The organism is Caballeronia sp. LZ032 (assembly GCF_031451315.1).
Taxonomy (GTDB): Bacteria; Pseudomonadota; Gammaproteobacteria; order Burkholderiales; family Burkholderiaceae; genus Caballeronia.
Genome location: NZ_JARUXP010000002.1, coordinates 338269 through 350721, shown reverse-complemented (window position 1 = coordinate 350721; position 12453 = coordinate 338269). Strand labels below are relative to the sequence as shown.

Below are 12453 nucleotides of genomic sequence, written 5' to 3'. Positions count from 1 at the left end.
TATCTCACATACGCCAGCACTTGCATATGGTAAATATATTTACTACTCTGTTCCTCAAGCCCATCTCGAAGGAGACGCTTCATGAATCAGATACCGCTCGACATCGCATTCTGGAACTATGACCGCGTTCATGCATTGAGGGATGGCACGGTCGGCATCGAGGGAGTGGAGGCGCGCTATCACACCGAGCGCATCGTCACGCAGATTTTCGAGGGCATGCTTCGTGCACGGCGCTTCGACGTCGCCGAGCTCGGCGTGACCTATCTTCTGCGCGCGATCGATTCAGGCGAGGACCTGCTCGCGCTTCCGGTGTTCCTGAACCGGTGCTTTCGCCATTCGGCCATCTACGTGAACAAGGCGAGCGGCATTGAGAGCCCGGCGGATCTGGCGGGCAAGCGGATCGGCGAACTGGCGCTCTATGGACACGACGCGGGCGTCATGGCGAAGGGCATGCTGTCCGACGAACATGGCTTCGACCCGGCACAGTGCCGCTGGCTGATAGGCGGCATCGACTTTCCGATGGACCCCATCGATTTCGTGGAAAGGCCTTATCCGGCGGGTATCGAAGTGGAATGGGCGTCGAAGGAAGTCGATCTGGGGCAACTGCTCGAAGCGGGCGAGATCGACGCGCTGATTTCCGCCGACATCCCCGCATGCGTGCTGCGAGGTTCGCCCAACGTAGGCCGGCTCTTCGAAAACTTCGTGGAGATGGAAAACGACTACTTCGCGCGCACGGGCATCTTTCCGATCATGCATACGGTGGCGCTGCGTCGTTCACTGGTGGAGGAACAACCGGAGATCGCGAAGGCCATCTATCGCGGGTTCTGCCTTGCAAAAGACGCCGCCCGCGAAGCATTGACGAAGGGCATGACCTTCAACAACATGGCGACGATGGTGCCCTGGCTCACCGATCTCATGCAAAGCAATCTGAAGCAACTCGGCGACGACTGGTGGCCCTACGGCATCGAGCACAACCGCAAGGCGCTCGATGCCATCCTGCGCTATCACCACGAGCAGGGGCTCACCCGCCGGCGTCATACGATCGAAGATCTCTTCGTGCCGTACCTTCTGGCGACCTGACTCTTCAGTCGAGCGCCTTGCCGCCCGTCTCCTCGAACATCGAGACGGCGATCAGCGAGATCAGCACGCAGCCGATCATGTACCACGCGGGCGCCATCTTGTTGCCCGTCGCGCGGATCAGCCACGCCGCGACCAGTTGCGCGGTGCCGCCGAACGCCGATACGGCGATCGCATACGCGCTCGACATGTAGCCCGCGCGCAGATGCTTCGGGAAGTTCTCCGGCATCAGCGCATAGGCGGGCGCGGAGCCCATCGTGTAGCACAGCATCAGCACGATCAGCGCGGCGAGCACGACCGGCAGCGACGGAAAATGCGTCATCACCCAGAAGGCCGGATACAGCAGCACGATCAGCGCAACGCGTCCGATCAGCGTCAGCGGCTTGCGCTTGCCCATGCGGTCCGACCATGCGCCGTAGATCGGGCACATCACGAGCGAGATCACGCTGGACGCGACACCCGCGAGCATCGACATCTTCGCCGGCAGCCCGAGGTACTGGATGCAGTACGTAGGCATGTAGTACATCATCACATACGTCGACACCGACATGCCCATGATCGAGAAGATTGTCAGGAACCAGTTGCGCACGTAGAGGCCGCGCTTCGGATCGTCACGCGTGGCGACCGCCTTCGCGGCAGGCGGCTCTTCCTGGATGTGTCGGCGCAGATAGATGCCGACCGGCGCGATCAGCGTGCCCATCAGGAACGGAATGCGCCAGCCCCAGCTGTGCATGGTGTCATCGGAGAGCAGGAAGCCGAGGCTCGCCGCGAGACCCGAGCCGAGCAGCGCCGCCGCGCCCTGGCTCGCCAGCTGCCAGCTCGCGCGGAACCCGCGGCTCGCCGTGCCGCCCATTTCGAGCAGCGTGGCCGTGGCCGCGCCGAATTCACCGCCCTGCGCGAAGCCCTGCACGAGACGCGCGACCACGATCAGCAACGGCGCGGCCAGCCCGATCTGCGCATAGGTGGGCGCAAGGCCGATGGCCACCGAACCGAGCGCCATCAGCAGGATGGTCAGCGTGAGCGCGGGCTTGCGGCCGGCGCGATCGGCATAACGGCCGAGCACGAAGCCGCCGAGCGGACGCATCACGAAGCCGACCGCGAACACCGCGAACGCGAGCAGCGACGACGTCACCGGATCGTTCGACGGAAAGAACTGCCGGCCGATGGTCAGCGCGAAATAGCTGTAGACCGTGAAGTCGAAGAACTCGAGCAGATTGCCGATGACCGCCGCGAAGACGATCTTGCGCTGCTGCGCGGGCGACATCTGCACGTCATGCGCGCCCGCGCTGGAAAGCGATTGCGTCGTGGCGTTCATGCGCGGTCCTGGCTGAGGAAACGTTCGACGAGCCGCGTCCAGAAGGCCGCGCCCACCGTGAGGTTGTCGTCGTTGAAGTCGTAGCGCGCGTTGTGCAGCATCGGCTGGCCTTCGCCGTTGCCGAGCCGCACGAAGCAGCCGGGCACCTTCTGCAGATAGAACGCGAAGTCCTCGCTGCCTGCGATCGGCGGAAACGGCGAGATGATCTTCTCCGGTCCGACCAGCTCTTCCGCGACCTGACGCGCGAATTCCGTCTCGGCCGCGCTGTTGACGAGCACCGGATAGCCGCGGATGAAATCGATCTCGACGGTCGCGCCATACGCCTGCGCCTGCGCTTCCACCAATGCACGAATGCGCTGCTCCAGCGTCGCGCGCACCGTGGGCGAGAACGAGCGCACGCTCATTTCGAGCGTGGCGTCTTCGGGAATCACGTTGGCCGCGAAGCCCGAACGGAACGAGCCGACCGTGACGACCGCCGCCTCGTTCGGATCGACATTGCGCGCGACGATGGTCTGCAAGCCCATCACGATGCTGCTGCCGACCACCACCGGATCCACCGCGAGATGCGGACGCGCCGCATGGCCGCCCCGGCCGACGATGCGCAGCTTGACCGTGTCGCAGGCCGCCATCAGCGGGCCGGCGCGAAAGCCGAAGGTGCCGGTCGCGACGCCCGGATGATTGTGCAGACCGAAAATGGCTTCACAGGGGAAACGCTCGAACAGGCCATCGGCGATCATGCGTTCCGCGCCGCTGTCCGAACCGGCTTCCTCGGCGGGCTGGAAGATCAGGTGGACGGTGCCGTCGAAATTGCGCGTCTTCGCGAGATGCTGCGCCGCGCCCAGCAGGACGGTAGTGTGGCCGTCGTGGCCGCATGCGTGCATCTTGCCGTCGTGGACGCTCGCGTAGGGCAGACCGGTCTGCTCCTTGATCGGCAGCGCGTCCATGTCGGCGCGCACGCCGACCGTGCGCTTGCTCGTGCCGGCCGAAAGCGACGCCACCAGCCCATGTCCGCCCACATTGCGGGTCACCGCATAGCCCCAGGCTTCGAGCTTCTCGGCCACGAATTGGGACGTCGCCGCCTCTTCGTACGACAGCTCGGGATGCTGGTGGATGTGATGACGGATTTCGTCGAGTTGCGGGCGGGCGTCGGCGAGATCGGCGAGTTCGCAGAAATGCTGTTCGTGGGCTTGATTCATGGCGCGGGGCTCCTCCTGTTATGGCTGCGCGGAAGTCATACGGCGAGTATTGCACCGACGAAAAACTCGACCGATGACTGCAACGCGTCCAAAATGTTGCCTTCAAGTCAACAATGGACGGACGAAGTGAGCGATTCGATCGAGGACATCGGCGAGCGTGCACTGCGTTATCTCGCCGAAATCGCCGCGACTGGCGGCGTGCGGATGGCGGCGGAAACGCTGGGCGTGAATCCGTCGGTGATCAGCCGGCAGATTGCGGCGCTGGAGCGGCGGCTGCGCTTCCCGCTGGTGGAGCGGCGCGGACGGCATGTCGTGGTGACGGAAATCGGGCAGGTGCTGATCGAGCATTACCGCGACGGCCAGCGGCGTCAGCGCGACCTCGCCGCGCGGCTGGAGGAATACCGGCACCTGCGGCGCGGCCGGGTGGCGCTGGGCGTCGGCGAAGGGTTCATCGGCAATCTGATTGCGCGCGCGCTGCAACGCTTCTCGATGAAATATCCGGACATTCTGGTGGAGATCCGCTCGGGGCCGACGCCCGCCGTGCTCTCGATGGTGCGCGACGATGCCGTGGACATCGGCCTCTCCGCCCGTTCCGCCGATGATCCCGCCATGCGCATGCATCCGTTCGCCGCGCGCCCGCTGTGCGCGGTGGTGGCGCCGACGCACCGCTTCGCCTCGATGCCGAAGGTGCCGCCCGCCGAACTGGAGGGCGAACGGCTCATTTTCATGACCGAGGCGTTCGGCGTGCAGCAATTCGTGCAGTCCCTGCTCGACGATGTGCGCCTGACGGTGATCCCGGCCTATCGCGTGGATTTGTTCAACACGGCGCAGACGCTCGCGGCGGCGGGACTGGGCGTGGCGTTCATGTCGTCGATCACGGCGCGGCGCGGCATCGACCTGGGCGAACTCGTGGCGGTGCCGATCGATCATCCGATCGCGACGGGCTTCGCCAGCCAGATGATGACGCGCGTCGGGCGTCGGTTGTCGCCTGCGGCGGATCACCTCTGGAAGCAGCTTGCGCAGAGCTTTCTGGAGGAGAAAGTGCGTTAGGGCGTCACCGCGTGACGTGACGCCTGCTCCCGGATCCATCCCTCGAACGCCATCACGGCGTCATCGTCCGCACGCTCGGCGTTCACGACCAGTGTGTAATCCGGCCCGCGCCACACCGGCCCCGCGAGCGGACAGACGAGACGTCCGGCGGCCATGTCGCGTTCGATCAGCGGCAGCGACGCCAGCGTCACGCCGAGCCCTTCCGACGCCGCGCCCAGTTGCAGGAAAACGTGATCGAAGTCGAGATGATGCGCGCCCTGCAGGCCCGGCGCACCCGCCGCGCGCAGCCAGTCGGACCACGCCGTGCGCGTGCTGGTGGAATGCAGCAGCGTGTGGTGGCGCAGATCGGCGACGGTATGAATCGGATGGCTCAGCAGTGTGGACGGACTGCACGCGGGCAGGCGGACATCGGGCATCAGTGTGCTGGAGTGCAGGCCGCTGGCTTCCTCCGGACCCGAGCGCACGCCGATATCGAAGGCATCGCCGACATAGCGCAGCCTGCGCGACGTAGTGGACAGCCGCACGTCGATATCCGGATAACGCGCCAGGAAATCGGCGAGGCGCGGGATCAGCCAGCACAGCGCGAAGCTCGCCAGCGCATTGACGCGCACGACGCCCGTGATCCGGCGAGTGATCGATTCGTGGCGCAGCCGCGTGACCGAACTGCTCAGGCGCGCGAACGCGCCGTTGACGTCATTGAGCAAGGCAGCGCCTTCGTCTGTAGGCACGACGCCGCGCGAATGGCGCTCGAACAGCGGCACGCCGAACCAGTCCTCCAGCAGGCGGATCTGCTTGCCGACCGCCCAGTGCGTGACGTGCAGATCTTCCGCCGCAGCGGCGAAGCTGCCCAGGCGTGCAACGGCCTCGAAGTGCCGCAAGGCATTCAGCGGCGGTAGCTTGTCGGGGTCTTTCGAGGTGCGTCCGTGCGTGCTCATGAGGTGACTTTTTTTCCCGTCTCACCCGATTTTACGTCAGTTGCCGGGCGTTTCTGGGCCACCTAGACTCGAAGGCTCGGAACCATCACGCTCATCGAAGCATGCGACTCTTTTCCTTCTCTTCCCCGGTCACGCGCGCGGCTGACGAACGCGGCCAGCCGGGCGTCGAAACGCGCAAGCGCGTCCTGTGGCTTTCCTGCGTGGCCCATGCGCTGCACGACGGCTACACCGACATGATCTACGCCCTGCTGCCGGTCTGGCAGGCGGACTTCGGCCTGGGCTATGGCGCGCTGGCCATCCTGCGGGGCGTGTACGCCGGCACCATGGCGACGCTCCAGCTACCCGCCGGACGTCTCGCGCGTACATGGGGCACGCGCGCGACGCTCGCCTGCGGCACGCTGCTGGCCGCGCTGGGTTATGCGGTCGCGGGGCTGTCGGGAACGCTGCCGGGCTTGTGCGTGGCGCTGGCTGTCTCGGGGAGCGGCTCGAGCACGCAACATCCGCTGGCCTCGGGCGCCGTCTCGCGCGCCTATGGACGCCAGGCGCGCGGCCCGCTGAGCGTCTACAACTTCGCCGGCGACCTCGGCAAGTCCGCGCTGCCGGCGGCCATCTCGCTGCTCATCACGGTCATGCCGTGGCGGCACGCACTCTGGGCGATGTCGTGCATCGGCATGCTGGTCGCCGCAGTCATTGCACTTTTTCTCCCGTCGATCCCGCGCAGCGCCGCCGTTGTCGAAGAGCCCGCGCCGCAGGCCGTGCAGGGCGCGCGTTCGGGCTTCTCGCTGCTGCTCACCATCGGCGTGCTCGATACCGCCGTGCGCATGGGCCTGCTGACCTTCCTGCCCTTCCTGCTGAAAGCCAAGGGCATCTCCCCGGCGATGATGGGCACGGCGCTCGCGCTGGTGTTCATCGGCGGAGCAGCGGGGAAGTTCGTGTGCGGCTGGCTCGGTGCGCGCATGGGTCCGATCGGCACCGTGCTGGCCACCGAAGGCGGCACGGCGGCGCTGATTCTCGCCGTGATCTTTCTGCCGCTCGCGCCCGCGCTCGTCGTGTTGCCGCTGCTCGGGCTGATGCTCAACGGCACATCGTCCGTGCTGTATGGAACGGTGCCGGAACTCACGCCGGTGGAACGCACGGAGCGCGCCTTCGCGCTGTTCTATACCGGCACGATCGCGTCGGGCGCGCTCGCGCCGGTGGCTTATGGGCTGCTTGGCGACCGCATCGGCGTGCAGGACGCCACGATCGCGACCGCGCTGACGGCGCTGGTCATCGTGCCGGTCGCGCTGATGCTGGGGCGGCATCTGCGCGAGACGGGCAGCTAAAGGAAGAGACTCAGAGAGACGGCGCGGCGTCGAGCAGCATTCGCACGGGGACATCTGGCCGGACTCGCACGGCCAGCCGCAGCGCTTCGGCCTGACTCGCCGTGACGACGACGAAACAGCCATTGCCGTGCGCAAATTCGATACGCCATCCCGCGCAGGGACGGGGGCGAACGACTGTCTCGGAGATGTCGAAGCCTTCGGTGGTGACCACGGTCGATCGAATCCCGGCGCGTTTCAGTGCTTGTGATTGTGCCATGCATGGCCGTATCTTCTCGACGCTTCAATGAAGCCGGACAAGGCTTTCATCAAAGTTCATGCGCCTTTTTACCGCGACCTTTTGGCAAAAGGTCGACAGAGATCGATTCCGCCGCGGACATCGCTCGCATCGCTCCGAAAAGAACCAGCACTGAAGCGTTCAGGACGCTCATCGTGGGAACAGCCATTGCGGCCGGTCACACCCAAGCCATGTCTTCCCATTCATGAGAGATCACGATGACCTGTTGCCGATCATGGCGTTCCCGGCGTAAGTTCAGTGCGCACCTTCCCGTGCTTCCCCAAGGAGACTCCGATGAACGATTTCAAGGTCGACTGGACCGCGGCAAGCTTTGATCAACTTCGCCGTAAAGTCAGGGACGTTTCCCTTCCTGCTCTTCCACAGGAGAATGGCTGGTCTTACGGCTGTGATCCGGCCTACCTGAGATCCTTTCTCGACTTCTGGGCCGACGAGTTCAGCCTCGACGCCTGCGTACGCGAACTGAATCGCTTCCCGCAGATCATGGCGCGGGTCGATGATCTGGATATCCACGCCATCCATGTGATCGGCGAGGCGCGCGGAACCAACCCGCTCCTGCTGCTTCACGGCTGGCCCGGCTCGGTCGTCGAGTTCCGCGATGTCATCGAGCCGCTGGCTTTTCCGTCACGGTTCGGCGGCAGCGCAAGCGACGCATTCGATCTCGTCATTCCATCGCTGCCGGGTTTCGGATTCAGCGCGAAGCCGGCCTCGCCGATCGGCGCGCGGACGACCGCCGGCATCATGAACACACTCATGCAGCAACTCGGCTACAACCGATATCTGGCGCAAGGCGGCGACTGGGGTTCGGGAATCGCCGCGTGGCTGGGGATCGAGCATCGTGCGGCCGTCAAGGGCATCCACTTGAACTACGTGCTCGTCCATCCCGATGCCCAGCCGCAAACCGACGAAGAACGCGAATGGAAAACCAAGGTCGAGCGCACGCAACAGACACTCGGCGCATACGCGCAGCTTCAGGGGAGCAAGCCCGCGTCGCTGGCCTATGCGATGCATGACAACCCGGCTGCGCAGGCGGCATGGATACTCGAACGGTTCCACGACTGGTCGGATCGGCGGGAAAGAAGCTTTGAAGAGATCTTCCCGAAGGAGCGGCTGCTCGCCAATATCCTCGTCTACCTGATGAACGATGCCTTTGCGTCCTCGACGAACTTCTATCTCGGCAGCCGGATGGAAGGCGTCCGGCAAATGCCGTCTGGGCATACCGTCGATGTCCCGACCGCGGTGACCTGCTACCCGGATCCGCGCATGCCGGCGCCGCCGCAGAGCTGGGTGCGCAAGGGCTACGATCTCAGGCGCTGGAACGTAGCGCCGCAAGGCGGACACTTCGCCGCGATGGAAGCACCTGCGTTCTTTGTCGAGGACTTGCGGGGCTGGTTGAACGATTCACGCCGATAGCGAGTCAGCCAGCGAGCGCCAACGAACGCGCCTTGGAATCGGCGTTCGATACCGACTACCGCATCCCGGCTCCGGTAAAGGTACGCGAATTGGTGAACGAAGTGAAAGCATCTGTTACGGCGCGAATCCGGTTGGAGACCGCTTCTCGTATCGCCCGATGAGCGGTACGAGCTGAGCGCGAAAGCTCATGTTGCAGGTCCGCTCTCCCGCGGCGTGCGTTCATCCCGATCCGGACTGAACACACGCCGTCCAACGATCAGAACCAAGGAGATGGACATGGCAGACAATGCTTCGATCACCGACGTATTCGAGCGGCGCGTCGAACGGCGCGAGAAACGGCGCCAGTTCTTTCGCAGCGCGGGCGGTCTCGGCTTGGGGCTCGTGGGCGGCACCATTCTCGGCGCATGCGGGGGCGGCTCGGGCGATAACGCCAACGCGGCAAGCGGCCCGACCGACGCCGAGATTCTCAACTTTGCGCTGAACCTCGAATATCTCGAAGCGACCTTCTATGCCTATGCGACGACCGGGGCCGGCCTGCCTGCGAATCTCATGAGCGGAACCGGCACGCCCGGCAAGGTGATTCCGGGTCAGCAGGTGTCGTTCTCCGATCCCGTCGTGGCCGCCTATGCACGGGAGATCGCGAAGGATGAACTCGAACACGTGGCCTTCCTGCGCACGGCGCTGGGCACGTCGGCGGTGGCCATGCCCGCGCTCGACGTGGGCGGCACGGATCCCAATGGCGCGTTCTCGCTCGCGGCGCAGGCTGCGGGCCTTGCGCCCGCTGGCACGCCGTTCAACCCCTATCTGAACGACAATAACTTTCTGCTCGGCGCGTTTATCTTCGAAGACGTCGGCGTCACGGCCTATAAAGGCGCTGCGCCGCTCATCACCAACAAGACCTATCTCGAAGCGGCCGCCGGCATTCTGGCGGCGGAGGCTTACCACGCGAGTCTCGTGAGGACCGTGCTGTACTCGAAAGGCATCCAGACGCCGAGTCTCGTGAGTGCAACGCAGGCCATTTCGGATGCACGCGACTCGCTGGATTCATCGAGTGACGTGGACCAGGGCATCGCCGGCGTGAACGCGGATATCTCCAACATCGTGCCGCTCGATAACAACGGCATCGCCTTCAGCAGAAGTTATGACGACGTGCTCAACATCGTCTATCTGAACAAGGGCGCGGTGACGCAAGGAGGGTTCTTTCCTGCCGGCGTCAACGGCACGCTTCACATGAGCAGCGCTTTCGCCTAAAACGAAGTCAATGGCCTGAACGTCCGGTCGCGACGGCTCCAGGCCCTCTCGCGATCGGACACCAAACCTTGGAGGTTCTTCATGCGCGATTTGTCTGCGGGTGCATGGCGTTTCCGCATCCGGCTCGTCCTGGGCGTCTCATTCCTGCTCACGGGTGTGGCGCTGCAATTGCTCCACTCACGGTGATCTCTGCTGCACTGATCGTCTTTCAATCTTCACTTGAATTCATTCATCGGGAGGAACACACGTTTTGATGATCCGTCGATTCGATCGGCCTGTTGTTATCGGTGTGAGCGTGACGGCCCTGGTCGTTGCGCTCGCAGGCGTGTGGCTCAAACACGATGCGCCACGCGTGGACGATCAGATGAACTCTTCACGGCAACGCGGGGCGGTGTCGGCGGGGGCGGTGCGGGAGCAGCCTGTTCCCGCAGCTCCGATTGCGCCAGCGCCGGGCGCGGCCGTTGACGCGCGGGACGAAAGCAAGAGCACACCCGAAGCAGACCGGCCTCCTGCAGAAGCCAAACCGGCTCCGGAGACGAAGAGCGCACGTTCGGATCACGTAGCCAGCACGAAAGCACACGCCAAACGGTCCGCGCAGCTGCGCAATGAAATAGCGCAAGCGCACAAGCCGACCGTCTCCCGGCCTCCCGCCGATCCGCTGCCCGTCAATGAGCCTCCAGCGGCCGAGACAGCAAAGCCTGACGCAGCGCAGAGCGAGCAAGCTGTGTCCGCAACGCCGGCACCGCCTGAACCGGCGCGTTCGACACCCACAGCCGATACCTCGACAGGTCCCAAAACCCGCAAGCAAGTGGAAGACGAACTGCGCGCCGCAAGGAACAGCGGCGCCCTGCCCCGTTTCGGCAATCCCGATCCGGCTGGACCCGGCGGTTCGCCGGGCAACCTCAGCCGAACATCCGAGTAGGCGAGGTTCTTCCCGCATCCGGCACACCGCTTCGCTCGTATTCAAGTGAAGAACCCAGGCGCTCTTTCACTGCTTTGGGATCGGTCGCAGGAACAACATCAGGAGATCGCCATGAACCATTCAAGCGCTTCCAGCAGGGTCCTTATCATCGGTGCGGGCGCATTGATCGCGCTCGCTTCATCCGTCGCACTTGCGGGAGGCAACGGCAACGGCGGAAACGGCAGCGGCGGTTCGCATGGCGCCGCGACGGCCGGAATGACCTATCACAGCGAGCCCGTGTCGAGCCCGTGGAATCGCGTGCCGGGCGACATGAGCATGAGCAGCAGCGCTCGCCAGCGTGACAACGATGCGTCGACCACCGCAAGCCGCGACATGCGCCAAGCGCCGAAATCCACCGAGTAAGTGCAGCGCGCTATTTCACCTTCGCCGCAGCGGCCAGCTTCCGCACGCCCTCCTTCGCATCCTCGTTCGAGTTCATGAAGGTGGTCACGACGTCGGTGATCGCGCCCGCCGTCACCGGCGATTGCAGTTCGCCGAACGCAAGCGACGGGAAAAAGCTGCCCGACTTGAGCGTCGCCTGCTCGTCGGCGCGGGACTTCTTCGCGCAACTGTCGAACTTGTCCATCGGCACATCCAGCCTGACCGGAATCGATCCCTTGTTCAGGCTGAACTGTTCCTGGAACCCGGGCGACATGATCGTCCGGGCCATCGCCAGCTGCCCTGGCGTAGCGTCCTTCTTGCCGTTCTGCTGGAAGAACACGAAGGCATCCGCCGTGTACGTGAAGGCCTGCGCCGTGCCCGGCGCGGGCGCGCACACGAAATCGGCATCCGCCTTCTTGTTCGCGTTCAGGAACTCGCCCTTCGCCCAGTCGCCCATGAACTGCATGCCGCCCGAGCCGGAGATCACCATCGCTGTCGCGAGGTTCCAGTCGCGGCCGTGATAGGCCTTGTCGAAGTAGCCGCGGATCTTCTGCACGGTCTCGAAGACCTGCACCATCTGCGGCGAAGTGAGCGTCTTCTGATCCAGATCGATGAGCGCCTTGCGATAAAAGTCCGCGCCCTGCGACAGCACGACCGTCTCCCAGATCGTCATGTCCTGCCACGGCTGGCCGCCGTGCGCGACCGGCGTGATGCCCGCTGCGCGAAACTTGTCGGCCAGCGCGAAGAACTCCGGCCACGTGTTTGGCGGCTGGCCGCCTACCTTGTCGAGGTCGGCCTTGTTGATCCACAGCCAGTTGATCCGATGCACCGAGAACGGCACGGCCACGTAGTGACCGTCCGCTTTCATCCCCTGATCGATGGGCGCGGGCAGATGACTCTTCCAGTCGGAGGCGGCCTGATCGATCGTGACGAGCACGCCCTGGTCGGCCCAGTCCTGAATCAGCGGCCCCTTGATCTGCGCCGCCGATGGCGCGTTGCCCGAGATCACCTGCGTCTTGAGCGCCGTCATCGCAGCCGTGCCGGACCCGCCTGCCACCGCGAAGTCCTTCCACTCGTAGCCCTGCTTGCTCATGTCGTCCTTGAGCACGCGGATCGCCTTCGATTCGCCGCCCGACGTCCACCAGTGCAGCACCGAAAGCGCTTCCGCCGCGTGTCCCGCCTGCATGCCCGCGATGAGCAGTGCGGCTGCCGCCGCCATCGACGTCAAGTGTCGTTTCATTCCAGTCTCCGAAGTATTTT

At 64.5% G+C, this 12453-nt stretch carries 12 protein-coding genes; 7 read left to right on the top strand and 5 right to left on the bottom strand.

Going from position 1 to position 12453, the window contains the following annotated elements; all coding sequences use genetic code 11:
• Nucleotides 1-81: 81 nt before the first annotated feature.
• On the top strand, nucleotides 82-1080 hold the full coding sequence (locus tag QCE69_RS17225; RefSeq protein WP_309932054.1) for an ABC transporter substrate-binding protein: 999 nt from the start codon (nucleotides 82-84) through the stop codon (nucleotides 1078-1080).
• Between the two features lie 4 nt (nucleotides 1081-1084).
• Here the strand turns inward: QCE69_RS17225 and QCE69_RS17220 are convergent, their stop codons facing one another.
• Together QCE69_RS17220 and QCE69_RS17215 are read right to left on the bottom strand one after the other, a co-directional pair.
• Nucleotides 1085-2392, bottom strand: coding sequence for an MFS transporter (locus tag QCE69_RS17220; protein WP_409021208.1), 1308 nt, complete (start codon nucleotides 2390-2392; stop codon nucleotides 1085-1087).
• A complete protein-coding gene (locus QCE69_RS17215; RefSeq protein WP_309932053.1) occupies nucleotides 2389-3588 on the bottom strand; it encodes a M20 aminoacylase family protein in 1200 nt (399 codons plus the stop codon). The genes QCE69_RS17220 and QCE69_RS17215 overlap by 4 nt, the downstream gene beginning before the upstream one ends.
• A 126-nt stretch (nucleotides 3589-3714) precedes the next feature.
• On the opposite strand from QCE69_RS17215, the gene QCE69_RS17210 reads away from it, so the two are divergent.
• Nucleotides 3715-4638, top strand: a complete 924-nt coding sequence (locus tag QCE69_RS17210; protein WP_309920704.1) for a LysR family transcriptional regulator — start codon at nucleotides 3715-3717, stop codon at nucleotides 4636-4638.
• On the opposite strand, the gene QCE69_RS17205 is transcribed toward QCE69_RS17210, so the two are convergent.
• Entirely contained in the window at nucleotides 4635-5573 is a 939-nt protein-coding gene (locus QCE69_RS17205; protein WP_309932051.1) for a LysR substrate-binding domain-containing protein, read from the bottom strand. The genes QCE69_RS17210 and QCE69_RS17205 overlap by 4 nt on opposite strands.
• A 101-nt stretch (nucleotides 5574-5674) precedes the next feature.
• On the opposite strand from QCE69_RS17205, the gene QCE69_RS17200 reads away from it, so the two are divergent.
• On the top strand, nucleotides 5675-6895 hold the full coding sequence (locus tag QCE69_RS17200) for an MFS transporter (RefSeq protein ID WP_309920698.1): 1221 nt from the start codon (nucleotides 5675-5677) through the stop codon (nucleotides 6893-6895).
• 10 nt (nucleotides 6896-6905) lie between these two features.
• Here the strand turns inward: QCE69_RS17200 and QCE69_RS17195 are convergent, their stop codons facing one another.
• Nucleotides 6906-7106 carry a hypothetical protein gene (locus QCE69_RS17195; protein WP_309932049.1) on the bottom strand — a complete coding sequence of 67 codons (201 nt, stop codon included), beginning with the start codon at nucleotides 7104-7106 and terminating at the stop codon, nucleotides 6906-6908.
• Nucleotides 7107-7427: 321 nt separating this feature from the next.
• Between QCE69_RS17195 and QCE69_RS17190 the strand changes: the two genes are divergently transcribed.
• The 4 genes from QCE69_RS17190 (at nucleotide 7428) to QCE69_RS17175 (ending at nucleotide 11175) form a co-directional block, all read left to right on the top strand.
• Entirely contained in the window at nucleotides 7428-8600 is a 1173-nt protein-coding gene (locus QCE69_RS17190; RefSeq protein ID WP_309932047.1) for an epoxide hydrolase, read from the top strand.
• A gap of 276 nt (nucleotides 8601-8876) precedes the next feature.
• Nucleotides 8877-9851 carry a ferritin-like domain-containing protein gene (locus QCE69_RS17185; RefSeq protein ID WP_309932046.1) on the top strand — a complete coding sequence of 325 codons (975 nt, stop codon included), beginning with the start codon at nucleotides 8877-8879 and terminating at the stop codon, nucleotides 9849-9851.
• A 253-nt stretch (nucleotides 9852-10104) separates the two neighbouring features.
• On the top strand, nucleotides 10105-10773 hold the full coding sequence (locus tag QCE69_RS17180) for a hypothetical protein (protein WP_309932044.1): 669 nt from the start codon (nucleotides 10105-10107) through the stop codon (nucleotides 10771-10773).
• 45 nt (nucleotides 10774-10818) lie between these two features.
• Nucleotides 10819-11175 (top strand): hypothetical protein, encoded by a 357-nt coding sequence (locus QCE69_RS17175; RefSeq protein WP_309920685.1) that lies wholly within the window; start codon nucleotides 10819-10821, stop codon nucleotides 11173-11175.
• Nucleotides 11176-11185: 10 nt separating this feature from the next.
• Here the strand turns inward: QCE69_RS17175 and QCE69_RS17170 are convergent, their stop codons facing one another.
• On the bottom strand, nucleotides 11186-12433 hold the full coding sequence (locus QCE69_RS17170) for an ABC transporter substrate-binding protein (RefSeq protein WP_404987398.1): 1248 nt from the start codon (nucleotides 12431-12433) through the stop codon (nucleotides 11186-11188).
• Nucleotides 12434-12453 lie beyond the last annotated feature (20 nt).

Bases quoted from the DNA above. Each gene is read 5' to 3' on its own strand.
- QCE69_RS17225 (WP_309932054.1), top strand. From the start codon at position 82: ATGAATCAGATACCGCTCGACATCGCATTCTGGAACTATGACCGCGTT.
- QCE69_RS17220 (WP_409021208.1), bottom strand. From the start codon at position 2,392: ATGAACGCCACGACGCAATCGCTTTCCAGCGCGGGCGCGCATGACGTG.
- QCE69_RS17215 (WP_309932053.1), bottom strand. From the start codon at position 3,588: ATGAATCAAGCCCACGAACAGCATTTCTGCGAACTCGCCGATCTCGCC.
- QCE69_RS17205 (WP_309932051.1), bottom strand. From the start codon at position 5,573: ATGAGCACGCACGGACGCACCTCGAAAGACCCCGACAAGCTACCGCCG.
- QCE69_RS17200 (WP_309920698.1), top strand. From the start codon at position 5,675: ATGCGACTCTTTTCCTTCTCTTCCCCGGTCACGCGCGCGGCTGACGAA.
- QCE69_RS17185 (WP_309932046.1), top strand. From the start codon at position 8,877: ATGGCAGACAATGCTTCGATCACCGACGTATTCGAGCGGCGCGTCGAA.
- QCE69_RS17180 (WP_309932044.1), top strand. From the start codon at position 10,105: ATGATCCGTCGATTCGATCGGCCTGTTGTTATCGGTGTGAGCGTGACG.
- QCE69_RS17170 (WP_404987398.1), bottom strand. From the start codon at position 12,433: ATGAAACGACACTTGACGTCGATGGCGGCGGCAGCCGCACTGCTCATC.